General features: G+C 64.2%; 25 protein-coding genes. 13 read left to right on the plus strand and 12 right to left on the minus strand.

Features of this window, described 5'->3' with window-relative positions; all coding sequences use genetic code 11:
• Positions 1–2 precede the first annotated feature (2 nt).
• From DRB19_RS19750 to DRB19_RS19760, 3 genes are read right to left on the minus strand one after another with little or no spacing between them, the layout of a single operon-like run.
• Positions 3–677 (minus strand): aquaporin, encoded by a 675-nt coding sequence (locus DRB19_RS19750; protein WP_210207500.1) that lies wholly within the window; start codon positions 675–677, stop codon positions 3–5.
• Positions 674–1,204, minus strand: a complete 531-nt coding sequence (locus DRB19_RS19755) for an arsenate reductase ArsC (RefSeq protein WP_114187745.1) — start codon at positions 1,202–1,204, stop codon at positions 674–676. The genes DRB19_RS19750 and DRB19_RS19755 overlap by 4 nt, the downstream gene beginning before the upstream one ends.
• Complete coding sequence (locus DRB19_RS19760) at positions 1,197–1,553, minus strand: ArsR/SmtB family transcription factor (protein ID WP_114187746.1); 357 nt, start codon at positions 1,551–1,553, stop codon at positions 1,197–1,199. The genes DRB19_RS19755 and DRB19_RS19760 overlap by 8 nt, the downstream gene beginning before the upstream one ends.
• A gap of 143 nt (positions 1,554–1,696) precedes the next feature.
• Here DRB19_RS19760 and DRB19_RS19765 point away from each other — a divergent pair, with 143 nt between their 5' ends.
• Complete coding sequence (locus tag DRB19_RS19765; RefSeq protein WP_114187747.1) at positions 1,697–3,079, plus strand: M20/M25/M40 family metallo-hydrolase; 1,383 nt, start codon at positions 1,697–1,699, stop codon at positions 3,077–3,079.
• Positions 3,080–3,222: 143 nt separating this feature from the next.
• Here the strand turns inward: DRB19_RS19765 and DRB19_RS19770 are convergent, their stop codons facing one another.
• Positions 3,223–3,933 (minus strand): haloacid dehalogenase type II, encoded by a 711-nt coding sequence (locus DRB19_RS19770; protein ID WP_114187748.1) that lies wholly within the window; start codon positions 3,931–3,933, stop codon positions 3,223–3,225.
• Positions 3,934–4,088: 155 nt separating this feature from the next.
• Here DRB19_RS19770 and DRB19_RS19775 point away from each other — a divergent pair, with 155 nt between their 5' ends.
• From DRB19_RS19775 to DRB19_RS19785, 3 genes are all read left to right on the plus strand, one after another.
• The gene (locus DRB19_RS19775) at positions 4,089–4,973 is read left to right on the plus strand and encodes a branched-chain amino acid aminotransferase (protein WP_114187749.1); all 885 of its coding nucleotides are present in this window, start codon (positions 4,089–4,091) and stop codon (positions 4,971–4,973) included.
• A gap of 162 nt (positions 4,974–5,135) precedes the next feature.
• Positions 5,136–5,855 carry a DUF1194 domain-containing protein gene (locus DRB19_RS19780; protein WP_114187775.1) on the plus strand — a complete coding sequence of 240 codons (720 nt, stop codon included), beginning with the start codon at positions 5,136–5,138 and terminating at the stop codon, positions 5,853–5,855.
• 45 nt (positions 5,856–5,900) lie between these two features.
• Positions 5,901–7,061: an adenylate/guanylate cyclase domain-containing protein gene (locus tag DRB19_RS19785; protein WP_114187750.1), complete on the plus strand. Its 1,161-nt coding sequence runs from the start codon at positions 5,901–5,903 to the stop codon at positions 7,059–7,061.
• On the opposite strand, the gene murJ is transcribed toward DRB19_RS19785, so the two are convergent.
• Positions 7,045–8,595, minus strand: a complete 1,551-nt coding sequence (gene murJ, locus DRB19_RS19790) for a murein biosynthesis integral membrane protein MurJ (protein WP_114187751.1) — start codon at positions 8,593–8,595, stop codon at positions 7,045–7,047. The two genes, DRB19_RS19785 and murJ, sit on opposite strands and share 17 nt — an antisense overlap.
• 3 nt (positions 8,596–8,598) lie before the next feature.
• Positions 8,599–9,582, minus strand: a complete 984-nt coding sequence (locus DRB19_RS19795; protein ID WP_373867375.1) for a glycosyltransferase family 2 protein — start codon at positions 9,580–9,582, stop codon at positions 8,599–8,601.
• Positions 9,583–9,817: 235 nt separating this feature from the next.
• Between DRB19_RS19795 and DRB19_RS19800 the strand changes: the two genes are divergently transcribed.
• The gene (locus DRB19_RS19800; RefSeq protein WP_114187753.1) at positions 9,818–10,669 is read left to right on the plus strand and encodes a ChbG/HpnK family deacetylase; all 852 of its coding nucleotides are present in this window, start codon (positions 9,818–9,820) and stop codon (positions 10,667–10,669) included.
• A 121-nt stretch (positions 10,670–10,790) separates the two neighbouring features.
• Here the strand turns inward: DRB19_RS19800 and DRB19_RS19805 are convergent, their stop codons facing one another.
• Complete coding sequence (locus tag DRB19_RS19805) at positions 10,791–11,390, minus strand: superoxide dismutase (RefSeq protein WP_114187754.1); 600 nt, start codon at positions 11,388–11,390, stop codon at positions 10,791–10,793.
• A 264-nt stretch (positions 11,391–11,654) separates the two neighbouring features.
• Between DRB19_RS19805 and DRB19_RS19810 the strand changes: the two genes are divergently transcribed.
• Entirely contained in the window at positions 11,655–12,707 is a 1,053-nt protein-coding gene (locus DRB19_RS19810; RefSeq protein WP_114187755.1) for a hypothetical protein, read from the plus strand.
• A gap of 57 nt (positions 12,708–12,764) precedes the next feature.
• On the opposite strand, the gene DRB19_RS19815 is transcribed toward DRB19_RS19810, so the two are convergent.
• Entirely contained in the window at positions 12,765–15,149 is a 2,385-nt protein-coding gene (locus DRB19_RS19815; RefSeq protein WP_114187756.1) for a PAS domain-containing protein, read from the minus strand.
• An 89-nt stretch (positions 15,150–15,238) separates the two neighbouring features.
• Positions 15,239–17,350, minus strand: a complete 2,112-nt coding sequence (locus tag DRB19_RS19820) for a S9 family peptidase (protein WP_114187757.1) — start codon at positions 17,348–17,350, stop codon at positions 15,239–15,241.
• A gap of 431 nt (positions 17,351–17,781) precedes the next feature.
• Between DRB19_RS19820 and DRB19_RS19825 the strand changes: the two genes are divergently transcribed.
• Positions 17,782–18,210, plus strand: coding sequence for a Ros/MucR family transcriptional regulator (locus tag DRB19_RS19825; protein ID WP_174799976.1), 429 nt, complete (start codon positions 17,782–17,784; stop codon positions 18,208–18,210).
• A gap of 71 nt (positions 18,211–18,281) precedes the next feature.
• Here DRB19_RS19825 and ftrA read toward each other — a convergent pair whose 3' ends face one another.
• Positions 18,282–19,253: a transcriptional regulator FtrA gene (ftrA, locus tag DRB19_RS19830; protein WP_114187758.1), complete on the minus strand. Its 972-nt coding sequence runs from the start codon at positions 19,251–19,253 to the stop codon at positions 18,282–18,284.
• A 184-nt stretch (positions 19,254–19,437) separates the two neighbouring features.
• Between ftrA and DRB19_RS19835 the strand changes: the two genes are divergently transcribed.
• Positions 19,438–19,872 carry a rhodanese-like domain-containing protein gene (locus DRB19_RS19835; protein WP_114187759.1) on the plus strand — a complete coding sequence of 145 codons (435 nt, stop codon included), beginning with the start codon at positions 19,438–19,440 and terminating at the stop codon, positions 19,870–19,872.
• Between the two features lie 200 nt (positions 19,873–20,072).
• Positions 20,073–21,002, plus strand: a complete 930-nt coding sequence (locus DRB19_RS19840) for a DUF6456 domain-containing protein (RefSeq protein WP_245439683.1) — start codon at positions 20,073–20,075, stop codon at positions 21,000–21,002.
• Positions 21,003–21,183: 181 nt separating this feature from the next.
• Here the strand turns inward: DRB19_RS19840 and DRB19_RS19845 are convergent, their stop codons facing one another.
• Positions 21,184–21,612 (minus strand): SufE family protein, encoded by a 429-nt coding sequence (locus DRB19_RS19845; protein WP_114187760.1) that lies wholly within the window; start codon positions 21,610–21,612, stop codon positions 21,184–21,186.
• A gap of 78 nt (positions 21,613–21,690) precedes the next feature.
• Positions 21,691–21,990, minus strand: a complete 300-nt coding sequence (locus tag DRB19_RS19850) for a hypothetical protein (protein ID WP_114187761.1) — start codon at positions 21,988–21,990, stop codon at positions 21,691–21,693.
• 296 nt (positions 21,991–22,286) lie between these two features.
• On the opposite strand from DRB19_RS19850, the gene DRB19_RS19855 reads away from it, so the two are divergent.
• The 4 genes from DRB19_RS19855 to DRB19_RS19870 all read left to right on the plus strand — a co-directional run bounded on the left by DRB19_RS19855 (position 22,287) and on the right by DRB19_RS19870 (position 26,030).
• Positions 22,287–24,059 (plus strand): sensor histidine kinase, encoded by a 1,773-nt coding sequence (locus DRB19_RS19855; protein ID WP_114187762.1) that lies wholly within the window; start codon positions 22,287–22,289, stop codon positions 24,057–24,059.
• Positions 24,060–24,064: 5 nt separating this feature from the next.
• Positions 24,065–24,856 carry a peptidoglycan-binding domain-containing protein gene (locus DRB19_RS19860; RefSeq protein WP_245439685.1) on the plus strand — a complete coding sequence of 264 codons (792 nt, stop codon included), beginning with the start codon at positions 24,065–24,067 and terminating at the stop codon, positions 24,854–24,856.
• The gene (locus tag DRB19_RS19865) at positions 24,856–25,197 is read left to right on the plus strand and encodes a DUF1491 family protein (RefSeq protein ID WP_114187763.1); all 342 of its coding nucleotides are present in this window, start codon (positions 24,856–24,858) and stop codon (positions 25,195–25,197) included. The genes DRB19_RS19860 and DRB19_RS19865 overlap by 1 nt, the downstream gene beginning before the upstream one ends.
• Before the next feature lie 89 nt (positions 25,198–25,286).
• Positions 25,287–26,030 (plus strand): SDR family oxidoreductase, encoded by a 744-nt coding sequence (locus tag DRB19_RS19870; RefSeq protein WP_114187764.1) that lies wholly within the window; start codon positions 25,287–25,289, stop codon positions 26,028–26,030.
• The last annotated feature ends 66 nt before the right edge of the window (positions 26,031–26,096 follow it).

Genomic DNA, 26,096 nt, shown 5'->3' on the forward strand with positions numbered 1-26,096 from the left:
CCCTAGGCCGACGCCCGTTTCGCCGGCCAGACCACGCTTTGCAGAAGGACGGCTGCAAGCATTCCCGCCGCTTGCGCCAGGATGAAGCCCGGCGCGTCTGCAGGCGCGATTCCCGCGAATGTATTCGACAAGGCGCGGGCGATGGTCACGGCGGGGTTGGCGAACGACGTGGAGGCCGTGAACCAGTAAGCCGCCGTGATGTACAGGCCAACCGCATGAGGCACCGCCATCGGCGCCCGCGCCACGCATCCGAAGATCGTCAGCAACAGACCGAATGTCGCGATGAATTCCGCCAGCCACTGGCCCGAACCTGTCCGAGCCGTGACGGAGAGCTGCCAGAGGGGCAGCTCGAACATCAAATGCGCCGTCCAGACGCCGATGACAGCGCCAAGGATCTGCGCGCCCGCATAGAGGCCAGCCTCCTTCCAGGGAAAGGTCCGCTTCAACGCAAACCCAAGGGTCACGGCAGGGTTGAAATGCGCACCCGAGACGGGACCGAAGATCAGGATCAGGACGACAAGGACCGCCCCGGTCGGCAGGGTATTGCCCAGAAGGGCGAGCGCGATGTTCCCGCCGGCCAGCTTCGCGCCCATGATGCCCGAGCCCACGACGGTCGCAAGGAGAAAAGCCGTCCCGAGTGCTTCGGCAAGGAGGCGTCGTGACAGGGGTTCGCTCACGGGAGGTTCCCCGGCGGAGGCTGCGTCGCGCCTTCCATCTCGCCGATTTCCTTGAGCTGTGTGCGCATGGACCGGTCGTCTAAAGTGGCCATCGGTAGCGCCACGAAGGCCTGGATACGGTTCCGCAGGTACTTGAACGCCGTCACGACGGCGCGCTCCTTCTCGATCTCCGTTCCCGTGGCGGCGGCGGGATCCTCGATACCCCAATGCGCCGTCATCGGATGGCCGGGCCAAACAGGGCACGCCTCGCCGGCTGCGCTGTCGCAAACCGTAAAGATGAAATCCATCTGTGGAGCGTCAGGCCGGTCGAATTCCTCCCAGCTTTTCGACCGCATGCCGTCGGTCGGGTAACCAAAGCTCTCCAGGACCTTCAGGGCCAAGGGATTAACCGTGCCTTTGGGCAGGCTTCCCGCCGAGAAGACGTTGAAGCGACCCTGCCCGTCCTTGCGCAGAATGCCTTCCGCCAGGATCGAACGGGCGGTATTGCCCGTGCAGAGGAACAAGACGTTGAGCGTGCGTTCAGTCATGAGCGTGAGCCTTCTGGGTGCGGCAGGGTGTCAGATCGGCAATGAGCGGAGCGCAGATTTCCGTCGATCCGCCGCAGCAATCCTTGAGGAGAAACAGGATCGTAGCCTGGAGACGTTCGACATTCGCCCTGTAGACGATGGAGCGGGATAGTCGCTGGCTAGTTACGAGGCCCGCCCGCGACAGGATTCCGAGATGGCCGGACAGCGTGTTCTGAGGGACAGTCAGCCGACGCGCCAGTTCGCCCGCGGGAAAGCCGAGCGGTTCCCCGCCGACCAGCAGCCGGAAGATGTCGAGGCGTGTCGGCTGCGCCAGCGCCGCAAGCGCCATGATGCTCTCTGTCTTATCCATATTTCCGGAAATATGGATCTTGAGTGACAGGCCTATGACAGTTCCACGCCCGAATGCCGGCTCCGGGGTGAGCACGGGACCTTGCCAAGCCGGTGGATCGGGAGCATTGAGGCGCTGTCTTTCGAAGTGAGCAGCATCCTGTCATGTCCCAACTCGACCAAGTCCTGAGCCGTATCGACGCCGATCTCGACAGGTCCCTGGAGCGGCTGTTCCAGTGGCTGAAGGTTCCGTCCATCTCTACCGATCCCGCCTACAAGGACCATTGCCGCGTCGCCGGCCAGTGGCTCGTGGACGAGTTGAACGGCATTGGCGTGGATGCACGCTTGAGGGAGACCGGCGGACACCCGGCTGTGGTGGGCCATGCCAATGGTCAGGCGAAGCCGCATGTGTTGTTCTACGGGCATTACGACGTGCAGCCGGTCGATCCGCTGGAGCTGTGGGACACGCCGCCGTTTGAGCCCAAGATTGCGACGCTTCCCGATAGCCGGAAGGTCATCAGCGCCCGTGGGTCCTCCGACGACAAGGGGCAGGTGCTCACCTTCGTAGAGGCCTGCCGGGCCTGGAAGGCCGTCACCGGCTCGCTGCCCATCAACGTCACGTTCCTGGTCGAGGGCGCCGAGGAGGACGGCTCGAAGTTCCTGCCGGAGTTCATCGAGGCCAACAAGGACGAGCTCAAGGCCGACGTGGCGCTCGTGTGCGACACCGGCATGTGGGATCAGAAAACGCCCGCAATCACGTCGTCGTTGCGGGGCATGGTCTACGAGGAAGTGATCGTGCGCTGCGCCGACCGCGATCTCCATTCGGGCCAGTTCGGGGGCGCAGCGCGCAATCCCATTCACGTGTTGTCGAAGATCATCGCGGCGATCCACGATGAGAACGGCCGCATCACCGTCAAGGATTTCTACGACGGCGTGCCCGAAACGCCCACGCAGGTGCTGGAGCAGTGGAAGAAGCTGAACCTGACCGAAGAAGAGTATCTCGGTCAGGTGGGCCTGAAGCATTCCGCCGGCGAGAAGGGCCGCATGCTCATCGAGCAGATCCAGTCGCGCCCGACCTGCGACGTGAACGGCATCATCGGCGGCTACACGGGCGAGGGCACCAAGACGGTGATCGCCGCGGAAGCGCGGTGCAAAGTCTCGTTCCGGCTCGTGGGCGATCAGGATCCCGAGAAGATTTCCGACAGCTTCCACGCCTTCGTGCGCGAGCGCATTCCGGCCGATTGCTCGGTGGAGTTCATCAAGCACAAGGGCTCCCGCGCTCTGGCCCTGCCGCACGACTTCCCGGCGCTCACCGCCGCCAAGGCGGCGCTCCACGACGAATGGCAGGCGGACCCCATCGTCATCGGCATGGGCGGATCGATCCCGGTGGGCGGCGACTTCAAGCGCACCCTGGGCCTCGACACGCTCTTCGTCGGCTTCGGGCTCGATGACGACCGCATCCACTCGCCCAACGAGAAGTACGATCTCACGAGCTTCCACAAGGGCACGCGCTCCTGGGCGCGCATTCTCGCAGCCCTGGCGAAGTAGGAGCGACTGCCACCGCAACCCTCCTGCTGAGGGGTGTAGCGTCTCGAAGCACGAGGGCGTCTCCAGAAAGCACTGGAGCCTCCTTCGAGACGCAGCCTTACGGCTGCTTCTCAGGATGAGGCCAGAGGCAGAAGATTGACCTTTTAGAGTGAGGACTGCGCCGATGCAGGCGCTCCCTCAAGCAGGCCTTTCAGCGTTGGAATCACCAGGCTGGGAGCCAGATCGGGATACTCGTCGGGCATCCCGAGCCGGTTCACCCATACGGCCTTGAACCCGAACGCGGCCGCGCCCGCTACGTCCCAGCGGTTCGATGACACGAAAGCGATATCCTGTCCGGAATACGGCAAAGCCGAGAGCACGAGCTCGTAGGTGCGCGGACTGGTCTTGAACACCTTCGCGGCGTCCACCGACAGGACGGCATCGAGGTAATCGGCAAGTCCCGCCGAGGAGACCGCCTCGCTCAGCATGCCCGGATCGCCGTTGGACAGGATGCCGGTCTTAAGGCCCCGCTCACGCAAGGTGTGAAGGGTCGCCGGCACCTCCGGATAGGCTGTGAGACTGCGATAAGCCTCCAGGAGCAGGGGCCTGAGGGAGCGGTCCACGTTGGGAAAGCGCGCGAAGGCATAGTCGAGGGCCCGCTCGGTGAGTTCCCAGAACGGCCGGTAGGTTTCCGCCAGAGACAGCACCCACGAGTATTCCAGCTGCTTCGCCCGCCAGATGTCCGAGAACGCCGCGGCGGCCGCGCCCACGCGCCCCATGTGCCGCCCCACGGCGGAATGCACGTCGAACAAGGTGCCATAGGCGTCGAAGATGACGGCTTTGACCTGCAAAGCGATGGGGTGGGACGAAGGCATTCTTGAGTGTGGCGTCACATATCAAAAGTTGCAACAGACAATGGATCAACCGGTCTCATGAAATCCATCACAAGTCTTTATGTCCCAAGCCATGCCAAAAGATTGACGCATCCCTACGCAAGGGATTCGATGAGATAGTCATACTGACGATAAGGATGAAACAAGTGGCTTGGTATTCACAGACATGGAACTGGTTCAACGGCGCCTGGCATGAGGGCAACCCGCCGCTCATCGGCCCCCGTTCGCATGTCTCCTGGCTCGGCTCGTCCGTGTTCGACGGCGCGCGGGTCTTTGAGGGCGTCACGCCGGACATCGACCTGCATTGCGCCCGCGTGAACCGCTCGGCCCGTACGATCGGCCTCGAGCCCACCATGGACCCGCAGGCGATCGTCGACCTCGTCCGCGAGGGCGTGAAGAAATTCGCCCCCAACACGGCCCTTTACGTGAAGCCCATGTACTGGGGCGAGGCCGAGGGCCTTGCCACCATCGCGCCCGATCCCGATTCGACCCAGTTCTGCCTGTCGCTCTTCGAGGCCCCGATGCCGGTGCCGGGTGGCCTGTCGGTCATGAAGTCGAGCTTCCGCCGTCCGACGCTGGAATCCATGCCGACCGATTCCAAGGCCGGCTGCCTCTATCCCAACAACGCTCGAGTGATCCGCGAGGCGCGGGAAAAGGGCTTCGACAACGCCCTAGTGTGCGATGCGCTCGGCAACGTGGCCGAGACGGGCACCTCCAACGTGTTCATGGCCAAGGACGGCGTGGTCTTCACGCCAGCCCCGAACGGCACCTTCCTCAATGGCATCACCCGTCAGCGCGTGATGCAGCTCCTGCGCGACAACGGCGTCTCTGTCGTGGAAGCGACGCTCCGGTACGAGGATTTCGCGAACGCCGACGAAATCTTCATCTCGGGCAACTACTCCAAGGTCATGCCGGTGCTGCGCATCGACAGCCGCGAATTGCAGCCTGGTCCGTTCTACCGCAGGGCGCGGGAACTCTACTGGGCCTTCGCCCACGACAAGGGCGTCAGCAAGGCGGCTTGATTTGCCCGCTTGGTCATCATCCCCGGAACAAGTCCGGGGATGATGAGGCGGCCCAAACGAGGTAGCGGCCCCCTCAACGAAGTTGTGATCCTGCCATAAGGCGGCCTTCGCAACGCTGCGCCCTAGATGGCTCCAGCAATGCCTTATCCGATGGAGCCGTCGATGCGCCTTTTCCTGAAAAGCCTCGTTGTCCTCGGGCTCCTGACGGGAGCCGCCCGGGCCGAGTCGGTGGATCTCGAACTCGTCTTCGCGGCCGATGGCTCCGGGTCCATCGACAACGACGAACTGCGCCTGCAGCGCCAGGGCTGGGCCGATGCGCTTACCAGCAAAGACGTGCTCGACGGCATCAAGGACGGGCCGGTGGGAGCCATTGCGGTCGCGTTCATGGAGTGGGGCGGGCCGAGCTCGCAGGTGCTCATCGTCGATTGGCATGTGATCCGGGACGAAGCGAGCGCACGGATTTTCGCCGACAAGCTCACGAGCACGCCACGTGGTGCGACGGGCTACAACTCCATTTCCAATGCCATCGACTTCTCCGTGCGTCTCGTGGAGCAGAACGCCCATGAGGGCACCCGCAAGGTGATCGACGTCTCCGGCGACGGCCCCAACATGAACGGCCGTTCCCTCGAAGCCGCGCGGGCGGAAGCGCTTGCGAAGGGCTTCACCATCAACGCTCTCGCGATCCGCCGTCCCGGCAGCGGCCGGCCCGGCGGCCCGGGTGGCATGTCGCTGGAGGATTATTACGGCCAGAGCGTCATCGGCGGGCCAGGCTCCTTCGTGGAGATCGCGGACGAAATGCGTCCATTCGCAGTCGCGGCGCGGCGCAAGCTGCTGACAGAAATCGCCGGCACGGGCGGCGCGACCCGGCACGCCAGCCGCTAAATCGAGCCGGGCGCGCATTCCCGCGCGGAATGCTAAGATGCGCCCATGACGAATCTCGAACGCTGGATCATCGACCAGGGCCTGCGCGGCTCCGATATCGGCTCGCTTCTGTCGGGCTTTTCCGAGCGGCTTGTCGCGCACGGCATTCCGCTGGCGCGATCCTATCTGGCCATGCCCACCGTCAACCCGAACTTTCGCGTCCACACCCATGCCTGGACGCCTGCCACCGGAACGAAGGTCGAAGTCGTCTCACACGAGCGCAACGATGGGGCTCTCGAAGTGAGCCCCATCGGGTACATGCTGAGGAACGGCATGACCAGTTGCCACTGGCGGTTGGATGGACCGGACGCGAACGCCTATAGCGTGTTCGAGGACGTGCGCCGTCTGGGCGGCAAGGACTATCTCGCCCGCCTCATCACCTTCGAGCAACCCACCGCACCGGCCCTGCGCGGCTTCGCGGTGGCGTTCTCATGCGGTCGCGACGGGGGGCTGAGGCCTGACGAGATCGCTACCATCGACGCCCTCATGCCGGCGCTTGGGCTTGCCGCCTATCGCATGACCCTGTTCGACCTGACAGTCGCCATGCTTGACACCTATGTGGGCCTGTCCGCCGGCCGGCGGGTGTTGAACGGCGAGATCCAGCGCGGTCTGGGAGCCACCGTCACGGCGGCCCTGCTGTTCGCGGACCTGAGAGGCTTCACGACCCTCGCCGACACAGCCGGTGCGTCGATTATCGGCCGGCTCGACCGGCATCTCGAGGCCATGGCGGAGCCGGTGGTGGAGCATGGCGGCGAGGTGTTGAAGTTCCTCGGCGACGGTCTTTTGGCTGTCTTTCCGATCAACCACGAGAGCTCGCAGGGGGAGGCGAGCGCGGCTGCCGTGCGGGCGGCTCGTGAGGCGCTCGCCCGCAACGAGGCCGTCAATCGTTCTCTGTCCGGAGAGCCGTCCCTCAGCCTCGACATCGCGCTCCATTGCGGAGACGTGTTCTACGGCAATATCGGCGCCGCGAACCGCCTCGACTTCACGGTCATCGGCCCCGCCGTAAACGAGGCGAGCCGCATGGAGGCCATGTGCGGCCCGCTTGGATGCTCTGTCGTAATGTCGCAGACTATCGCGGATTCGAGCCCGTCGCCTGTCCGGTCGCTGGGCCGCCACACCCTGCGCGGCCTCAGCGAGCCGCGCGAGCTGTTCACCCTGGCGGAGTGAGGCGCATTCGACGCCGCGAGAGCCTAACCCCAAGAGCCTTGAGGGACACGAGCAGCACCGCGCCATAGAGGAGCGCCCCGCACGCGCCGAGGACGCCAAGCAGGATCTCGCTGTGCCATTGCGGCAGTGCGGCTATCCATTGGCTCAAGGGAGCGGGAGCGAACCACGCGAAGGCCGCAAGCAGGATGCTTGCCACGAACACCGCCACGAAGGTGCGCCCGAGAGCGCCGCTCGGGGCCATCCAGTCCCGGCGCAGGGCCAGGAAGACCAGCAAGCCGAGATTGACCCAGATTCCGATGGCCGTGCCCAGCGCCAGCCCGACGACCCCATAGGTGTCCATCAGCAGGATCTTCAGGATCACGTTGACGGCCACCGCCGAGAGGGATGCGATGAGCGGCGTCAGCGTATCGGAGCGGGAATAGAAGCTCGCCACCGCCGAGCGGATCAGCACCGCCGCCGGAAGGCCGATGGCGTAGGCTGCCAGGACGGCGCCGGAGCGTTGGGCGGCCGCCGCGTCGAAGGCTCCACGCTGGAAGAGGGCCGACATGATCAGGTCCGGCATGGTCACGAAGGCAACGAGGAACGGGGCGGCCAGCGCCAGCGTCATGCCGATGGCCCGGTTTTGGGCGTTGTGGGCAGCCCCGGGATCGCCTGCCGCGATGCGCCGGCTCATCTCCGGCAGCACCACCGTGCCGGCCGCGATGCCGATGACGCCGAGGGGCAGCTGATAGAGGCGGTCCGCATAATAGAGCGACGCCACCGCGCCGGTGGGCAGGAAGGACGCGATGATCGTGTCGGCGAACATGGCGAGCTGAACGCCGGCCGAACCGATGACGGCGGGGCCCAGGGTCTTGAAGAAGCGCCGCATGGGCGGGTCGAGGCGGGGCCTCTCGACGGTCGGCGTCGCCTTCAGGCGTCGCGCCGCCACCCAGACCAAAAGCAGTTCGAGCACGCCCGCCACCACCACGCCCCAGGCCGCCGCGTGGCCCGCGCTGGGAAACAGGAACGCGAGACCGAGAGCCGCCACGATGGCCACGTTGAGCAACACCGGCGCTGCCGCGGCGGCGGCAAATTTCTCATGGGCATTGAGGATGCCTGAGAGGATCGTCACCAGGGTGATGAAGAGCAGATACGGGAAGGTGATCCGGGTCAGAGTGACGGCGAGGCTGAATTTCGTCGGATCGTCCGTGAAGCCTGGAGCCAGCAGCGTCACCACCACGGGCATCGCCACGAAGGCTGCCACGAGCAGAACCGTTTGCACCAGCAGCATCAGGGTGGTAATCCGGCTGGCGAAAGAGCGGGCCTGGGCCGCTCCGTCCTGCTCCAGCACCTGCGCATAGGTGGGCAGGAAGGCGCTGTTGAACGCGCCCTCGCTGAAGATGGCCCGGAAGTGATTGGGGATGCGGAGGGCCACCAGGAAGGCGTCGGCTACGGGACCGATGCCCATTACGGCCGCCAGCACCACGTCGCGGACGAAGCCTGTCAGGCGGGAGACCAGCGTCCATCCGCCGACGGAAAGGATTTTCCTGAACATCGATCAGGCCCGACGCCGGAATTCGTCGCGGACGAGGCTGGAGCTGACTTCGGCCGCGCCGCCGATCCGTTCCGCCACCACATAGAGCGGCCGCCGTTTCACCTCGGCGAAGATGCGCCCCACATACTCGCCGATGATGCCGAGCGACATGAGCTGAATGCCCGAGAAGAACATGACCGACACGATCAGGCTCGGAAAGCCGGGAAGGTCCGTGCCGAACAGCAGCGTCCTGATGGCGAAGTAGAGGGCGGTGGCAATCGACAGGAACGAGATCACGAAACCCAGATAGGTCCAGACCCGCAAGGGCGCGGTCGAGAACGCCGCGATGCCGTCGAAGGCGAAGCGGAAGAGCTTGCGAAAGCTCCATTTCGTGTCGCCGAATCGGCGCTCTTCCACGACGAAGGGCACCCCCGTTCCCTTGAAGCCCACCCAGGCGTAGAGGCCCTTCGAGAACCGAGCCTTCTCGCCCAGTGTCCGCAGCACCTCGACGCCCTTGCGGTCGATAAGCCGAAAATCGCCCGCGCCCTCCGGCAAATCGATCTCGCCGAAGCGCGAGAACAGGCGGTAGAACAGATGGGCGAAGCCGCGCTTGACCCTGGTCTCGTCCGAACGGTCCGTGCGCTGGCCATAGACCATCTCGTAGCCCGCGTTCCAGCGCTCCACGAACGCCTCGATCATTTCAGGCGGATGCTGCAGATCCGCATCCATGATCACCACCGCGTCCCCCCGGGTGTGGTCGAGACCGGCCGCGATGGCGATCTCCTTGCCAAAGTTGCGGCTGAGCGATACCGCGCCGATCCGAGGCTCCCTGAGGCTCATGTCCCTGACGCGAAGCAGGGTATCGTCCTGGCTGCCGTCATCGACGAAGATGATCTCCCAGATCGACGTGATCCTGTTCAAGACCGGCAAAAGCCGCTCGCACAGGGGCGCGATGTTGGCGCTCTCGTTGTGAACCGGAATGACGACGCTGAGCTTGGGGGACGCCACGCAATAATCCTTCATTGTCGCGCGCATTGAGAGCCGAGTTTGCGGCTTTGCTCAAGTGCCTTAGAGCATTTTCCGAAAAGGTGGAAATCGGGTTTCGACCGTGTGAATGCGGCATAACAACCGTGTCTTTGGGGAAGAGATCATGTGCTGCTTGCGCACGACAACGAAGCACCGGATACCCTCTATTGCCGATCACGCTCTAGGGTGGCGCCACGCCGATTTTCGGGGGTAAATCATGACCATGCCGCGTTCCGTCGTACTGTGCGCCGATGATTTCGGCCTCACCGACGGGGTGAGCCGGGGAATTGTCGAACTGGCGGAGGCGGGGCGGCTTTCGGCCACCGGAGCCATGACCAACATGCCCGGCTGGCGGAGTTTTGCGCCGGCTTTGAGACCCTTGACCGGGCGACTCGGGGTCGGCCTGCATCTCAATCTCACCACCGGGAGACCATTGGGCTCCATGCCGAATCTGGCTCCTGACGGAGTGTTTACACCTCTCAAGGGGTTGCTTGCCAGGGCTTTGTCCGGGCGGCTGCCGGCCAGTGAGGTGAGGGCCGAGATCGCCCGGCAGATCGATGCCTTCGTGGAGATATACGGAGAAGCTCCGGCCTTTGTGGACGGACATCAGCATGTTCATGTGCTTCCCGTGGTGCGGCATGCGCTGCTGCGAGAGCTTGAAGCCAGGGGCTATGCCGGGCGCCTATGGCTGCGGGATCCTTCCGACCGAGCCGCGTCGATCCTGAGCCGCCGGATTGGACGCCGCAAGGCGCTCGTCGTCGGCGCGCTGGCGATGGGATTCCGCAAGAGCGCCCGAAAATCGGGGTTTGAGACCAACGAAGGCTTTTCCGGTTTCGCACCGTTTGATCTGTCGGTTGCGCCCTACCGGATCTTCGAGGACGCGCTGACGGGGCTGGGGCCGAGGCCCGTCATCATGTGCCACCCAGGGTACGTGGATGTGGAGTTGCGCAAGCTCGACCCGGCCGTGGAAAGCCGCGTGGCGGAACTGACCTATCTCGGGTCCGACGCGTTCGGACGCCTGCTGGAGGGGCGCGGGATCAGGTTGGTGACGGGGCCTGGGGACGGCTGAGAGAGCGGAGATACGCCCCCGTCCCAAAGGACGCATAGCACCGCCTTCAACGAAGGGAACGCCCGACCAAAAAGAAACGGGCCTCCGAAGAGGCCCGCATCGTTATAAAATCCGGTGGCGATCAGCGCGTCGCGGCCTGGTACATTTCGTCGACGTGCTCCCAGTTCACTAGGTTGTCGAGGAAGGCCTTGAGGTAGTCGGGACGGCGGTTGCGGTAGTCGATGTAGTAGGAGTGCTCCCACACGTCGCAGCCCAGGATCGGCTGTGCGCCGTGGACGAGCGGGTTCTCGCCATTGGGGGTCTTCATGACGGAGATCTTGCCGTCCTTGACCGCAAGCCACGCCCAGCCGGAGCCGAACTGGCCGACGCCCGCCTGGATGAAGTCTTCCTTCATCTTGTCGACGGAGCCGATGTCCTCGATGATCTTCTTCTCAAGGCTGCCGGGAATTGCGCCGCCGCCGTTGGGCTTCATCCAGAGCCAGAAATGGATGTGGTTGTAGTGCTGGCCCGCGTTGTTGAAGAGCGCCTGGTTCGTGCCGTAGGAGGCCTTCACCACTTCCTCGACGCTCTTGCCCTCGAGGTCCGTGCCCTTCAGCAGGTTGTTGCCGGTGTTCACATAGGCGGCGTGATGCTTGTCGTGGTGGAACTCGAGCGTTTCCTTCGACATGTAAGGCTGCAACGCATCATAAGCGTAGGGCAGTTCGGGCAGGGTGAACGACATCGGAGTCTCCTTCGAGGGTTGAGCCACAAGAGGTGCTTTCACGGGTGTGAAATCGTCTCTGTTCTTTCTCGTGCCGCATTTTCGACGACGAACGGATACACTTCGCCTGAAAATGCTTCAGGGGCTTAGTTAAAGCGCCACACGCCCAAGAGCAACGGCCAGGCTTCCGACTTTTTCGGCTCAAGCTTTCCACGGCCTTGCCTTTCGCCTATAGAAACATAGCTTTTCCTTCACGGCCTTAAAAGTTTGCGTATCGGAGACTGTATGATCATCGCCCTTTTCGCCCTTGCCGTTGCGATGATTCTTGGCGGATTGCTGTCGGCCGTCCTCGGGTGGGACATCGTACTGGTCGAGCGCGGGTGGACCATGGTGATCGCCGGCAGCATCATGGCGGCAAGCGGCGCGCTCCTGATCGGCATCACGGCGGCGGTATCGAAACTCGTGAACATCCAGGCCGAGCTGATGCGCCTGCACGCGGGCCTGAATGAGCCGGAAGCCGCCCAGTTGCCATCGTCTTCCGAGTTGTCCGTCGCGGCCCTCGCAGGAGGCTTGTTCGGCGGAGCGGCCGCCGGCAAGGCGAAGGAGGACGAGGAGCAACCGACGCTTCCGCTCTTCCCAGGAAGGGATGCGCCGGCCAATGACGTCGAGCCTGCGCTCGTCTCCGAGCCCGTGGAAGAGGCGCCCGAGCCGACCGTGCCGCTGGGGCCGAGAGCCTATTCGGAGCCGCAGGCCACGCGCGAGCCGGAGCCCGCAGCGGACGATGACCTATCGGAAGCGAAGGTGCCCGAGTTCCTGTTCGCGGAGCGCTACAACGAAGAGCGGTACAGCGACGACACATACCCACCCGTGCGTCCTCCCGAACTGGACGAAGCCCTCTACGCGCGCGATCCAGCCGAAGAGCAGGGATCGGATATTGTTCCAGAGGAGCCGCCCGAGCCCATCGAAATGGCCGAAGAGGCCCGTCCCGACGAGCTTGTCCTGGAGACCCCCGTCGAGGCCGCCTCCCTGGCCAAGGAGCCTGTCCCTGATGCTGCTGACGAGGCAGCCGAAGAGCCGGTGCAAGCGGCGACGCACACCACAGAGCCGATCGAAGAGCCTGCCGTGGAACAACCGGCCGAAGTGCCTGCGGATGAGCAGCGCTCCGCCTTGGCGATCGTCGGAACCTATACGTCCGGCGACAACACCTATGTGATGTTTTCCAACGGCTCCATCGAGGCGCAAACGCCTCGGGGCGTCTTCAACTTTGACTCCCTCGACGAATTGAAGGGGTTCATTGCGTCGGGCGGCGAAAGCCCCAAGGGCGATCAAACCGCGTGATCGGTTGCGACGCGGGCTGACCACCCGCGTCTCCTCTGCGCAGTTCGGATTATTCGATTACTTGTCGGGATTAAACAGCGGTGGATCGCCCGGGATGGGCATCACCATCGTGAAGCGCAGGCCATCCTCCTGGAAGTCCATGTGCACGTCGGCCTGAAGCTGCGTCGCCAGGACCCGCTGCAGCAGACGGGAGCCGAATCCCTGCCGGGTCGGCGTCATGACGCGAGGGCCGCCTCGCTCGGTCCAGACGAAGTTCAGAATGGGCCGTGTGTCTCCCGGCTCGACCCGCCACTTCACCTCCACCTGGCCACCAAATGTGGACAGCGCACCGTGCTTGGCCGCGTTGGTGGTGAGTTCGTGTATTGCCATTCCGACCGGCACGGCGGCTTCGGAGGGCAGCTCGACGGATGGGCCGTCGACGAGAATCCGGTTCCTGGCCTCATCCTCGTAGGGACCGAGTTCGGTCCCGATCAACTCTTCGAGGGAGGCTTTCTGCCAAAGATCCTCCGTCAGGAGGTTGTGGGTGCGCGCCAGGGAAACGATGCGTCCCACGAAGCCATGATAGAATTCGTCGATGCTGGACGCGGTGCGCGCGGTCGACCCGACGATGGCCTGGACCGTCGCAAGGGTATTCTTGACCCGGTGATGCAGCTCGCGGATCAGGAGCTGCTGGCGCTCCTCGGCGTGCTTGCGGTCCGTGATATCCTGCACCACGCCGGCAATCCCGCTGGGGCTGCCGTCGTCGTTGAGGGTGGTTTGCCCTTGCGATGCAACCCATACGCGCGCGCCGTCATTGGCCCGGCTGATCCGGTATTCCACGTCGTAGGGAGCAAGCTTCCCGACCGATTTCTCCATGGCGTCCACCGCCCGGGCCACATCCGCCGGATGCAGCTGCTTTTGCAGATCGAGGCCGCTCAAGGCTGTTCCTGGAGGCAGGCCAAAGATTTCGGCAGCACGATCGGAAAGGTTCAGTCGGTCGGTCGCAAGGTCCCAGCTCCAGTCTCCCATTTTGGCGGCCCGCAGGGCGATGCGCAGTTGCTCCTCGCTCCGGCGAAGCGCCTCTTCGGTTTCCTTGATGTCGTGGATGTCGACGCTCGTGCCGCACCAGCCCTTGAATTCACCCCTGGCGCTATGAACAGGAGCCGCCTGGATCATGTGCCAGCGATAGACGCCTTCCCTCGTACGGTAGCGCATCTCTGTGGTGTGAGAGGACTCGTCGCGACGATGGACTTCCATTTTCTTCAGCACGCGGGTGAGGTCATCCGGATGAATCCACCGCATCCAGCTTTCCCCTAAGGAATCCTCCACAGGGAGCCCGGAGAAATCGAGCCAGCGGGCATTGGCGTAGGTCAGCCGCAAATCGGTGTCGATGATCCACACCAGGGCCGGAAGCGATTCCGCGATGATGCGGAATTGCGACTCGGCTTCGCGCAGTCGCATCTCGGCGCGGGCCTTCTCGACCGCCGTCCAGGTGCGCTCCGCCACATCCTCGACCAGGGCCAGGTCGTCGGTGGTCCAAGCTCTCGGCTCGGATGAATTCGCATAAACCACCGCCGTCAGCCGATCGTTCTTGAGCAGGGGGACGACGAGCAGCGTCCGGGCGTTGATGGTGTTGTAGAACGACTGGATCGCAGGATCGCCCATGCGCGGATCTATTCTGACATCCGCGATCGCAAGGGTTCGACCCTGGTTGAGTTCGTCGAGCATCCCGGGCAGGAACTCCTGGAGCCGGTAGTGCCGCCCCTCGTTGCTGATCGCGCCTTTCGACCATTCCCGTTCCACGAGAACGATGCCGCGATCCTGGTCGACCTCGCCGTACCCGGCGCTGTCGACCTTCAGGAGGGACCCGAGGCTCTGGGACGTTGCCTCCATGATCGAGTACGGATCCTCAAAGCTCCTGAGCTGATCATTAAGCGTGAGCAGGAAATCCTGGCGGCGCTGCGCCAGATGAAACTCCTCCCTGATCTTCTCCCGCTCCGTGACGTCCTGGGTCACGCCGATCATGCGGACAGGCTTGCCGTTCTCATAGACGGCGCCGCCTCTGACGAGGATTCGCCCGATCCGCCCGTCCCGGCGGATGATCCGGTGCTCGATGTTGAAGTCGGTCTTCGTGGCCAGCGCATAGGATATGGCTTGCTGAATTCGCTCCACGTCGCCCGGGTGGTAGAGTTTTTCCAGTTCCTCGTGCGTCAGCGCCTCGTCCACGGGAACGCCCAGATTGGCCTTGCAGGCGGCATTGATGGTCAGTTCGTTGGTCTCGATGTCGCGTTCCCACGCGCCGAGCTTGCCGACCTCGAGCGCCATGCGCAGTTTCCCGTTGCTCCAGCGAAGCTGCTTTTCGGTCTCGCTCAGCCTGGCCTCGAGCTCCGCAAGGCGTTGCTCCGCATCGCTTTGGGATGACGCGACATCCTCCACGGCCGAGACTTCGCTCTGCTCACTCATCAACCCCGACCTTCGAACGCTCTTATGCTTACCCACCCTGCCTCGCGATCTCTATCCGCCTGCCAGGAGCCCGTCACATAGGGCTGCGATCAGCTCTGGAAACCGTCAACCGATTTAATTGCGAAAGTGTACGCCAGGGCGACCTCCTCCAGCCGGTCGAATCGGCCTGCGGCCCCGCCATGGCCGGCATCCATGTTGAGCCGCAGCAGAATGGGCCCTCCGCCCGTCATGGTGGCCCTGAGTCGTGCGACCCATTTGGCGGGCTCCCAATAGGTAACGCGGGGGTCCGTCAGCCCCGCCAGGGCCAGGATGGCCGGATAGGCCTGGGGCTTCACGTTGTCGTAGGGCGAGTAGGACAGGATCGTCCGGAAGGCCGCCTCGTCCGCGCCCGGGTTGCCCCATTCCGGCCATTCGGGGGGTGTGAGCGGCAGCTCCGCGTCGAGCATGGTGTTGAGCACATCCACGAACGGCACCTCGGATATGATGCCGGCGAAGAGGTCCGGCGCCAGGTTGGCCACCGCGCCCATGAGCATGCCGCCCGCGCTGCCGCCATGCGCGACAATGCGGCCGCGGGACGTGTAGCCCTGGGCGATCAGGGCTTCCCCGCAGGCGATGAAATCCGTGAAGGTGTTGGGCTTCTTCTCGCGCTTGCCGTCGAGATACCAGCGCCAGCCTTTCTCGGTTCCGCCGCGGACATGCGCGATGGCATAGACGAAGCCACGATCCACGAGGGACAGGATGCCGGTGCGGAAGCTTGCGGGCATGGACATGCCGTAGGAGCCATAGCCGTACAGCAGACAGGGAGCCGATCCGTCGAGGGCGATCTCACGCCGATGCACGATGGAGACAGGAACCTGCTCGCCGTCGGGCGCGGTTGCGAAGAGGCGGCGGGTCACGTAGTCGGCCGGGTTGTGGCCGCTGGGAACCTCCTGCCGCTTGCGCAGGACCCGCTCGCCCGTGACCAAGTTGTAATCGTAGACTTCGCTCGGCGTCGTCAGAGACGAGTAGCGGTAGCGGATCACGTCCGTGTCGAACTCGTAGCCGGGATCGACCCCAAGCGAATATGTGTCCTCCTCGAACGAGATGGTCTCCTCACGACCCGTCGCGATCTCGCGCAGCACGATGCGCGGCTTGGCGTCCTCGCGCTCGAGCCGCACCAGATAGCGGGCAAGCGCCATGACGAAGAGGATCATGACGCCGGGCCGATAGGGCACGAGATCCTGCCAATGGGCGCGGCCCGGATTGGCAACAGGCGCGGTCACGATCTTGAAGTCTTCGGCGCCGTCTGCATTGGTCAGGATGATCAGGCTGTCCCCGTGATGCTCTACGTCGTACTGCAACTGAGGCGTGCGGGCTTCCACAAGGCGAGGGGTAGCCGCCGGGTCCGCCCGGTCGAGAAGCCGGACCTCAGACGTCTCGTGGTCACTCGATTCGATCAGCACAAAGGCGTCTGACTGGGTGACGCCAAGCTTTACGAAAAAACCGGGGTCGCTTTCCTCGTAGACGACGTCGTCCTGGGAGGCCGGTGCGCCCAGGATATGACGCTTGACCCGCACCGGCCGGTGATTTTCGTCGAGCTCGACATAATAGAAGCCTGACGAATCCTTCAGCCAGACCACGCCTCCCGACGCGTGGGGGATTTCGTCCTGCAGTTCGGCCCCGGTTTGAAGGTCTCGAACGCGAATCGTGAAGTATTCGGAGCCTTTGATATCCGCGCCCCAGGACATGAGGCGGTGATCCGGCGAATGGTCGGCTCCGCCCAGGTCGAAGAAGGCATGGCCGCCTGCCTCCTTGTCTCCGTCGAGCATAATGGTTTCGTCCCCGCCCTTGCGGGGCATCCGGCAAACCAGGGGGTGCTGGCCGCCCTCCCGGTATCGGGTGAAATACGCGAAGGGCCCATCCGGGTCGGGCACGGACGAATCGTCCTCCTTGATCCGGCCGCGCATTTCGCTCACGAGCCGCGCCTGAAACGCTTCCGACCCGGCGAAGGCCGCGGCCGTATAGGCGTTTTCCTGCTCCAGGCAGACTCGGATGGAGGGGTCGAGGGCAGACGGCTCCTTCAGAACCTCCTTCCAATTCTCGGCCTTGAGCCAGGCATAGTCGTCCTGGATCCGAACCCCATGGACTTCGAAGACGTGCGGCTTCGCGGGCACGACAGGCGCAGCGGGAAGCTGCGGAGAGGGAAGGCGCTCGATCTTCATGAAAACTTCCGGATGGTAACGTTCGGGTAACGGGAATGACGACTCATATATAACTCGTATTCGCCGCGACAGGTCCGCCCGCCGGGCCGGTTACAAGGCAAGCCTCGCAATAGAACACTTTCTAGCTACTTCTTCTGACGGAGGAGCGTGGAATTCGCTCAAGGACCTGTGACCTATGGTTAAGAGCCTATTCTTTAATTGCGCCGTTTTATTGCAACAGGGAAGATGATACACAGTTTTCCAAAGTTTTCCTTTTGCACATCTTGTAATCGGTACGAATTTGCCATACGTGGACAGTTAGGCACGATTTCTGTGTGATTACGGTGCGGTTCGAGGATGAAGCAAGCATTGCTTCTGACAAGACTGCTCAAAGAATGTGCTGAAAAGCTTATTTGAGTTGTTCTAAAGAACCGGAAAGGAAGAAAATCAAAATGAGCGACAACATCGCTGCGTCCAATTATATTGAGCTGGCTGCGGATATCGTATCGGCTTACGTGAGCAACAATTCCGTTCCGTCTGGCGACCTTCCGGCCCTGATCAACGAAATTCATACGGCTCTGCTGCGTGTCGGGGGCGGCACGGTGGAAGCGCCGATCGAGGCTCCCAAGCCTGCGGTTCCCCTGAAGAAGTCCGTGACGCCCGACTACATCGTCTGCTTGGAAGACGGAAAGAAGTTCAAGTCTTTGAAGCGCCACCTGCGCACGCAGTACAACATGACTCCCGAGCAGTATCGCGAGAAGTGGGGCCTGCCGGTCGACTATCCGATGGTTGCTCCCAACTACGCGAAGGCCCGCTCCGAGCTCGCGAAGGAAATGGGTCTCGGCCAGCAGCGCCGCAAGCGCCGTTCGTCCCGCGGCTAAGTCTTCAGCTCTCTTGTCAAAGAAGAGCCGTCCTTCGGGGCGGCTCTTTGCTTTTGCGGACTATTAAGTATTCAAGGAGCCGTTAGCTCACGGGTGAAGTGTATCCGATAGGCGGCCGGGCTCGTTCCGAGCCTTGAGCGGAAGTGGTGGCGCAAGGTTGCGGGCGATCCGAAGCCCGAGGCGGCCGCGATATCCTCGATGGAATGCGTCGTGGTCTCCAACAATTCACGGGCGCGAAGCAGGCGCTCCGCCAGCAGCCATTCGCCCGGCGGCATTCCGGTCGCGGACTTGAAGCGCCGGAGGAAGGTGCGGACGCTCATGCCCGCTTCGGCGGCCAGTTCGGCGACAGGCTGATCCTCGGCGAGGCGGGACCGCATGCGGTCGAAGAGCGGTCCCAACCGCGCACCTTCGCGAATCGGCGGCACCGGACGCTCCACGAACTGGGCCTGACCGCCCTCTCGGTGCGGCGGAACGACCAGACGGCGGGCCAAGCGGTTGGCGATCTCGGATCCGTAATCGTGACGGACCACATGCAGGCAGAGATCGATTCCCGCTGCGCTTCCGGCGGATGTCAAAACGGAGCCTTCGTCCACGTACAGAACATCCGGCGCGACCCGAATGTCCGGATAGGCTTCCGCAAGCTGGTCGACATGATGCCAATGCGTCGTTGTCCTGCGGCCTGAAAGCAGGCCCGCTGCGGCAAGCACGAAAACTCCGGAGCAGATTGACATGATCCGTGCGCCACGCTCATGGGCGCGCCGCAGACCCTCTATGAGGGCCGGAGGAACGGGCTCGCTCAGCGCGCCGCGCCAGCCTGGAACGATGATCGTTCCAGCCTCGGGGAGGAGTTCGAGTCCGCCATCCGCCACCACATGAAAGCCTCCGGTCGCCTGCAACGGGCCCGGATCGACGGCGCAGACGGCGAACCGATACCAGTCCTGTCCCATCTCCGGCCGCGGCAAGCCGAAGACTTCGACCGCGATGCCGAACTCAAAAGTGCAGAGCCGATCATAGGCGAGGGCGACGACGAGGTGGTTTGGCATGATCTGCGCGGTGATTGGCGGTAGCGCCACTTTTCAGCATGGCCGCAATACCGAAGTCTAGAGCGCGATCGATAGGGACGCTTTCTTTCGGCTCGCAGGCATCGTCGCGGCGAACTCCCGTTCGCCGAAGCGAGCGCCTTCGTCGATCACACGCCCATTGAAGCTTTTCCACAGGAGTTTCCAGATGTCGCCAAGTTCAGTCGCGTCGATCCCCCCAGCTCCGGCCGAGGAGGCTGTCGCACATTTTGCCGCCCGCCTCGCCCTCGAGACGGACTGCGCCGATGTGCACGGATCCCTGCGCGAGGGGTCGCATGACTTCGTGCTGCTCGATGTTCGCGGCCCAAATGCTTACGCCCGCGCCCATGTGCCGGGCGCGCTCAACCTGCCTCATCGCGAGATTACCGTGGAGCGTATGGCGGAGTGGGAGCAGGACACGCTGTTCGTGGTTTACTGCGCAGGTCCCCATTGCAACGGCGCCGATCGCGCCGCGCTCAAGCTGGCGCAACTCGGCAGACCGGTCAAACTGATGCTCGGCGGTGTCACAGGATGGACGGACGAAGGCTTCCGGTTCGCACACGGCAGCGAGCCGGGAGCGATGGCGAATGCTTCGGCGGCGTGAGCCCGTTGCTTCCGTTGCTTGGGGTTTTCAACCCTACGACTCAGCGCAGTTATCCTCATACTTATCAACAGCTTTGAATCCTCGTTGACAGGTAGGAATGAGCGCCCACAATCATGACGGGAGGGACTCGTCCCTTCCTTCTGTTGTATTAGGAACAAAACATGAACATTGATAAAAGTGATTGTTCAGAACCAAAACCTTTGAAACGGCCGAACCGAGCCGCGAAGCCGCGCAAGCGCAGCACCGGCAGGCCGTTATCCGGCACAGCCTTGCCCCAGGAATCGAACCTGCGCCGGAACGATCAGCTCACCGCGGAGGCGCAACGCCTTTTGTCCGCGTTGGGCTTTCCGGAGGCGCGGGCTCTCGTCGATCCGACCGATGAGAGCGAGGTGATTTTGCAGAAAAGGAAGTCCGGCGTCTCCGTTGGGGCAGGGCGCTTCTCGCGCGATGCCGCTGAGGCACTCGGACGGCAGGATCTCGCCTGCTGGCAGCAGGCGGGAACCGGGCAGAAGACCCTGTGCCTTACGGATGCGGGGCGGGCCCATCTGCGCCGGGCTGAGGCGACGGAGCAGGATGCCCCGTTCTTCCGCCAGCACCGGGAAACGGCCGAGATCGCCGTTGAGACCGGCGAGGGCATTAAGCGGGTGCGGGTCGATATGGACGAGAGTCCCCTCGACTGGCTTCGCCGCCGAAAGGGCCGCGATGGTCAGCCGCTGATCGACGAGGCGTCCTATCAGGCGGGCGAGAGGTTGCGAACGGACATCATGCTGGCAGGATTGCTGCCCAGCGTGACCGCCCGGTGGGACGCATCGCCCCGGAGCAGTGGTCCCGCATCGCCCTCGGATGCAACCGACCGGATGATTGCCGCGCGGCAGCGGATCCGGCACGCCTTTGATGCGATCGGGTCTGACTTCAGCGACCTGCTCATGGATCTATGCGGCTTCCTGAAGGGGCTCGAGTTGATCGAGCGCGAGAGGCATTGGCCGCCTCGCTCGGGAAAGGTTGTCGTGCGGCTCGCCCTGGCGCGGCTGGCCGAACATTACGGCATCGAGGCCGCAGCGCAGGGGCCCGCCGCCTCGCGGGGCATCCGGACCTGGAAGGCGGTCGTGATCGCGGGCGGTCTGGTTTAAGCGGTCCCGGGGGAGAGACCATAGCCTTCATGCTGAGGAGATGCGCAGCACCGTCTTGAAGCACGAGGGCGTCTCCGGAGACCACTGGAACCTCCTTCGAGACGCGGCTTCGCCGCTTCTCAGGATGAGGCCAGAGCTGGAGGTGGAATGCTTGGTATGAGGCAGTAGACGGGACCTCAATTTAAGACGACGCCAGCGCCGCCTGGGCATCCTGGCGAATGCGCTCGACCATGGATCTGACGCCGTTCGACCGTTGCGGCGTCAGATGCTCCGACAGGCCGAGTTCCTTGAACAAGCCAAGCGCGTCGGTCGACAGGGCTTCCGAGGCGGTCTTGCCGCTGTAGAGGGAGATCAGAAGCGCCACGAGCCCGCGCACGATATGAGCGTCGCTGTCGCCGACTAGGCGCAGGACGGGCTCGCCCTTCTCGGGGTCGAGCTTGGTCACGAGCCAGACCTGGCTGGCGCAGCCCCGGACCTTGTTGGCGTCCGTATGAGCCTCCTCGGGCAGGGGCTCCATCAGGCGACCTAGCTCGATGACATAGCGGTAGCGCTCTTCCCACTCGTCGAGCAGCTCGAAGTTCGAGACGATCTCGTCAATTGACGGCAGCATGGCATCCCTATGGTATCTGCCGTCCATATAGGTGTTCGCAGTTGTTTTGGCGATGGCGGCGAATTGCGCAATCGCTGCTTATTGGCCCTTTCCGTGCGAGGCCAGCTGGCGGTCCGTGGGTAGCAGGGTGTCGGTCGATTTCGGGGTCGGTCCGCCAAGGGCCGAGGTGCCGAGAATCCTGTCGACCACCGCCTGCTTGGCCTGGTCGGGCAGAGCCTGCCACACGGTTTCCAGCCGCCCCGAAGAGGGCTCTCCGGCGGCGTCCTTCGACGCGCTCAGGAGGCCGTCCAGGGAAGGGGGCGCGGCGCTGCCCTGTCGGACCGGCGAGTAGTAGAAGATCGCCCCGATGATCAGAATGGTTCGCAGGATCGAAAACATCGGCGGCTGTCTTTGCTCTTCTGATCGAATTTGCTCCATCATAACGTGCGGGCCCGTCTTCGCGTAGGAGCCCGGGCGGCAAACTGCAAACAGGATTAACAAACCATTGACGCAGCTGAGGTCGCGTTAACCTATTGCCGGAACAAGAAAAAATTCGCGTCACGGTCCCGCCCGCGGCTGCGCCTGCGCCGGTCGGGGCTTATCCGGCTTCCGTGCTTTTAGGGTTCGTTTAGGCCGCCTCTGCGAGGGTCTATCACGGAAGACGGGGAGCGACGGACAACCGTCGCGAGGGCGACTTGCAGACAGATTCCACCAGGCACTGGATCGACGAGTGGCTCTCCGGGCTTCTCCATCGTTCGACGCTGGCCGACCCTGCCGAGTGCGCCCGGCAGGAGCGCTTCATCATCAGCCGCACCGTCACGTCGCTCTTTGCCCTCGTGGGATTGCCCCTGTCCCTGCTCGCGCAGACGGGACCAAGCCTTCTCGAGTCCTGGGCGGCGCTCACCCTGGCCCCGCTGGCGTCCGTCTTCATCCTGTCCCGTTGGGGTCGGCTTGCTCCCGCGCAGGCTCTGATCTCGGCGGCGCTCACCCTCTTCGCCGCGACTGCTGCGGCAGGCGGCGGCGGGCTCGCTTGGCTCGTCCTGCTGGCTGTGCCGCTCGAAGCCCTGCTGAACGGATCCCGTCGCGGCCTCGCGGCCGCCTGCCTTCTCGCCATCCTGGGTGTTCCACTGACTTACATGCTTCAGGCCAATGGAGTGGCCGAACATGGTCTTGCTCCAGGCGCTGGAGTCGCCATCGCGGGCGCTATCCTGCTAGGCCACATGGCGTCCCGCGCGGTGATGGACCGGAGGCTTGACCAAATCCTCGGCGCTCGTGCCCGCTCCGGCCAGGATCCGGAGGCGGAGACTCTTAGCGCCTTCGACGATCTCGTCACCTGGCATGACGGCAATGGCATTATCCTGCGCTCCAACGGGGCCTCCACGCGGCTGCTCGGCGCGCCGCCCTCGTCGATCCACGGAAACGGCCTGTTCACGCGCATCCACGTGGCCGACCGCCCGGTCTTCCTGAAGGCGGTCAGCGACGCCATCAACGGGGCCGAATCGGCGCTCGCCCGGTTTCGGGTTCAGAGCGGCGATGCGGGGTCACATCCGGTGGTTTGGGTCGAGATGCGTGTGCATCGTCTCAGGCTTGCCGGTGACGATCGCTGCGCCGCCGTGGCGGTGACGCGCGACATCAGCGATCATCAGATTCGCGCTGAAGAACTTGATGCGACGAGGCGCGCGGCGGTCAGTGCGAGCGAGGGCCGGGCGCAGCTTCTCGCCACGGTCAGCCATGAGCTTCGCACCCCGCTCAACGCCATCGTGGGCTATTCCGAAATCCTGATGGGCAAGGGCGGACCTGGCCTGCTCGAGCGGCGGGAAAGCTACGCGCAGATCATCAACCATTCGGGCCAGCACATGCTCGGCGTGGTCAACACGCTGCTCGATTTGTCGGCCATCGAAGCAGGCCACTACAATCTCGCGTTCGAGACCATCGACGTGGCCGAACTGATCGAGGAATGCTGCTCCGTCATCGCGCTTCCAGCGGAGCAGGGCGACATCGTCCTGCGGCGGGATCTCGCGCCCGGCCTGCCGGACCTCGTGGCCGACCGGCGCGCCTGCCGACAGATCCTGCTCAATCTTCTGTCCAATGCGGTGAAGTTCACGCCGAAGGGTGGTGAAGTCGCCGTGGAAGCCCGCCACGAGGGCGGCTTCGTGAGCCTTGCGATCCGCGACACCGGAATTGGCGTTGCGGAGGCGGACCTGCCGCGGCTCGGCATGCCGTTCTATCAGGGATCGGGCCGGGGCAGGATCGAGAAGGGCAACGGCCTCGGCCTCTCGGTGGTGCGCGGCCTCGTGACCCTGCACCAAGGGGCTTTCCGGATTTCGAGCACGCCCGGCAACGGCACCTGCGTCAGGATCAGCCTTCCGGTCGATGCCCGTGTGGCGGCGGCCGCCAAGGGACTTGTCCCGGCAGCCCGGCGCCACGACCATGACAGACACGACGTTATTGTTCTCAAGACGGGATGACCCCTTTGCGTGAAGCCCTAGCTGCCCGCCACGATGGAGATTTCGTTGTCGACGCCCCGGCGCGACGCAGAGTGCCCGCCCGCAAGAAAAAGGTCGGGGCCGGGACGCGGCTGCTGATGCTCGTCCTGCAGCGCCCGCGCGCGATCGCCATGACCCTGCTCCTAGGGGGCTGCGGCGGCATGATTGCCTGGAACGCACTGTTTCTTCAGACGGCGCACCATCCGGCGCCGCTCTTCAACCACAAGGACGCGGTTGCGGCCCCGTCGGCGCTTCCGGTTCCACCGGCGCGGCCGAGCGCCCCACTGCCGGAGGCGGAGGCCGGCGCTGCCCACGAATCCTCCATCCTGGCGCCGACGCCTGCCGTTCCGCCCGCAGCCGCCGCTCCACCGGCTCCGCCCAAGGTTCCGGCGCGCAGTGCGATCGGGTATATGATCCGCAACGGCGGCGAGGTTCCGCCCGCCGCCCGCGCCGCGCCTGCGCCGGGTCCTGCGGTCGTGTCCACGCCCACGAGGCCGCCCGCCGCGCGCGACGCGATTGGCGAGATCATTCGCATGGGCGGTCCGGTGCCGACGCCGCCCGCCAATGTGGGACGTGCGGAGCCCGGCGACACCGTTCTGTCAGGCCAGCGCGCCCTCGCCAAGCTCGGTTACGACATCAAGGCGGACGGCATCATGGGCTCCGGGACGCGTCAGGCCATCGAGCGCTTCGAGCGGGAGCGGAAGCTGCCGGTGACAGGCGACTTCACGGCCCGCACCGTTCGCGAATTGTCGGCCGCGTCCGGCGTCGCCATCCACTAGTGGCGAGGCTCCGGTCCGATTTCTGGGTTTCGGCCTACCTTCGACGCTGTGGCGTCGAGGGGGTGGAGGCGGTGTTGCGCCGGCGCGGCTCGGCGGAGGCCGGCTCGATCTTCGTGAAGGTGGACCACCTCGACGGCACGGCAAGCCTCTATGGCCCTGCGCCGCAGCTCTTCGTCACGGATGCGGGCGAGCGCCTCTTCGCCCGGGTGCTGCACGCGGTCACGCCGCTCGACGTGGAGGAGAGGGTCACGCGGGAACTGCGGTTCGACTCGGATCTGTGGCTGGTCGAAGTCGACGACCGGGCCGGTCGCCATTTCCTCGATCTCGCGCCGGAAGAATAGGCAGGCGGCAAACTTCGGCGCGGCAATTCGCCAAAGCCGAAAACTTTGCGACACTCGGCTCATGCAGTGAGTCGACAGGCAGGTGACGAATGACGAAAACGATTCTGATTACCGGGGGAAGCCGGGGCATCGGCCGGGCGACGGCGCTCCTCGCGGGCCGGCGCGGATGGTCTGTCGGCGTGAACTATGTCGGCAACCAGTCCGCCGCCGAAGCCGTGGTCGGGGCCATCGGCGCGGCAGGCGGGAAGGCGGTTGCGATCAAAGGCGACGTGACGAGCGAGGCCGACGTGCTCGCCATGTTCGACGCGGTCGCTCAGCTCGGGCCTTTGGACGGTGTGGTGGTCAATGCGGGGGCGGTCGCCATGCCGTCGCGGCTGATGGACATGGAGGCCGAACGCATCCGGCGGGTCTTCGAGATCAACACAATCGGGGCCTATCTGTGCGCCCGTGAAGGCGCGCGGCGTCTGGCGAAAAGCCGCGGCGGCCGCGGCGGGTCCATTGTCCTGGTGTCGTCCATGGCCGCAAGGCTCGGGTCGCCCTCGGAGTATGTGGACTACGCAGGCGCCAAGGGGGCGGTCGATTCCCTGACGATCGGCCTCGCCAAAGAGATGGGCCAGGAGGGCGTGCGGGTGAACGCCGTGCGTCCCGGCCTGATCGATACCGACATTCATGCAAGCGGGGGGCAGCCCGACCGCGCCGAGAGGCTCGGGGTAACCACGCCCATGGGCCGCGCCGGCCAGCCGGAAGAAGTCGCGGAAGCGATCGTCTGGCTCCTGAGCGATGCGGCATCCTATTCGACTGGCGCTTTTCTGGACGTGTCGGGCGGTCGTTAGAGCACGCGTCGCCGCTTATCTTCTGCTCTCATCTCGAGGCCACCCGGCGAGAATGACGCTCTATCC

The sequence above is a fragment of the Microvirga aerophila genome (assembly GCF_003332305.1).
Lineage (GTDB): Bacteria > Pseudomonadota > Alphaproteobacteria > Rhizobiales > Beijerinckiaceae > Microvirga > Microvirga aerophila.

Bases quoted from the DNA above. Each gene is read 5' to 3' on its own strand.
- DRB19_RS19755 (WP_114187745.1), bottom strand. From the start codon at position 1,204: ATGACTGAACGCACGCTCAACGTCTTGTTCCTCTGCACGGGCAATACC.
- DRB19_RS19760 (WP_114187746.1), bottom strand. From the start codon at position 1,553: ATGGATAAGACAGAGAGCATCATGGCGCTTGCGGCGCTGGCGCAGCCG.
- DRB19_RS19765 (WP_114187747.1), top strand. From the start codon at position 1,697: ATGTCCCAACTCGACCAAGTCCTGAGCCGTATCGACGCCGATCTCGAC.
- DRB19_RS19770 (WP_114187748.1), bottom strand. From the start codon at position 3,933: ATGCCTTCGTCCCACCCCATCGCTTTGCAGGTCAAAGCCGTCATCTTC.
- DRB19_RS19775 (WP_114187749.1), top strand. From the start codon at position 4,089: ATGAAACAAGTGGCTTGGTATTCACAGACATGGAACTGGTTCAACGGC.
- DRB19_RS19780 (WP_114187775.1), top strand. From the start codon at position 5,136: ATGCGCCTTTTCCTGAAAAGCCTCGTTGTCCTCGGGCTCCTGACGGGA.
- DRB19_RS19785 (WP_114187750.1), top strand. From the start codon at position 5,901: ATGACGAATCTCGAACGCTGGATCATCGACCAGGGCCTGCGCGGCTCC.
- murJ (WP_114187751.1), bottom strand. From the start codon at position 8,595: ATGTTCAGGAAAATCCTTTCCGTCGGCGGATGGACGCTGGTCTCCCGC.
- DRB19_RS19800 (WP_114187753.1), top strand. From the start codon at position 9,818: ATGACCATGCCGCGTTCCGTCGTACTGTGCGCCGATGATTTCGGCCTC.
- DRB19_RS19805 (WP_114187754.1), bottom strand. From the start codon at position 11,390: ATGTCGTTCACCCTGCCCGAACTGCCCTACGCTTATGATGCGTTGCAG.
- DRB19_RS19810 (WP_114187755.1), top strand. From the start codon at position 11,655: ATGATCATCGCCCTTTTCGCCCTTGCCGTTGCGATGATTCTTGGCGGA.
- DRB19_RS19815 (WP_114187756.1), bottom strand. From the start codon at position 15,149: ATGAGTGAGCAGAGCGAAGTCTCGGCCGTGGAGGATGTCGCGTCATCC.
- DRB19_RS19820 (WP_114187757.1), bottom strand. From the start codon at position 17,350: ATGAAGATCGAGCGCCTTCCCTCTCCGCAGCTTCCCGCTGCGCCTGTC.
- DRB19_RS19825 (WP_174799976.1), top strand. From the start codon at position 17,782: ATGAGCGACAACATCGCTGCGTCCAATTATATTGAGCTGGCTGCGGAT.
- ftrA (WP_114187758.1), bottom strand. From the start codon at position 19,253: ATGCCAAACCACCTCGTCGTCGCCCTCGCCTATGATCGGCTCTGCACT.
- DRB19_RS19835 (WP_114187759.1), top strand. From the start codon at position 19,438: ATGTCGCCAAGTTCAGTCGCGTCGATCCCCCCAGCTCCGGCCGAGGAG.
- DRB19_RS19845 (WP_114187760.1), bottom strand. From the start codon at position 21,612: ATGCTGCCGTCAATTGACGAGATCGTCTCGAACTTCGAGCTGCTCGAC.
- DRB19_RS19850 (WP_114187761.1), bottom strand. From the start codon at position 21,990: ATGTTTTCGATCCTGCGAACCATTCTGATCATCGGGGCGATCTTCTAC.
- DRB19_RS19870 (WP_114187764.1), top strand. From the start codon at position 25,287: ATGACGAAAACGATTCTGATTACCGGGGGAAGCCGGGGCATCGGCCGG.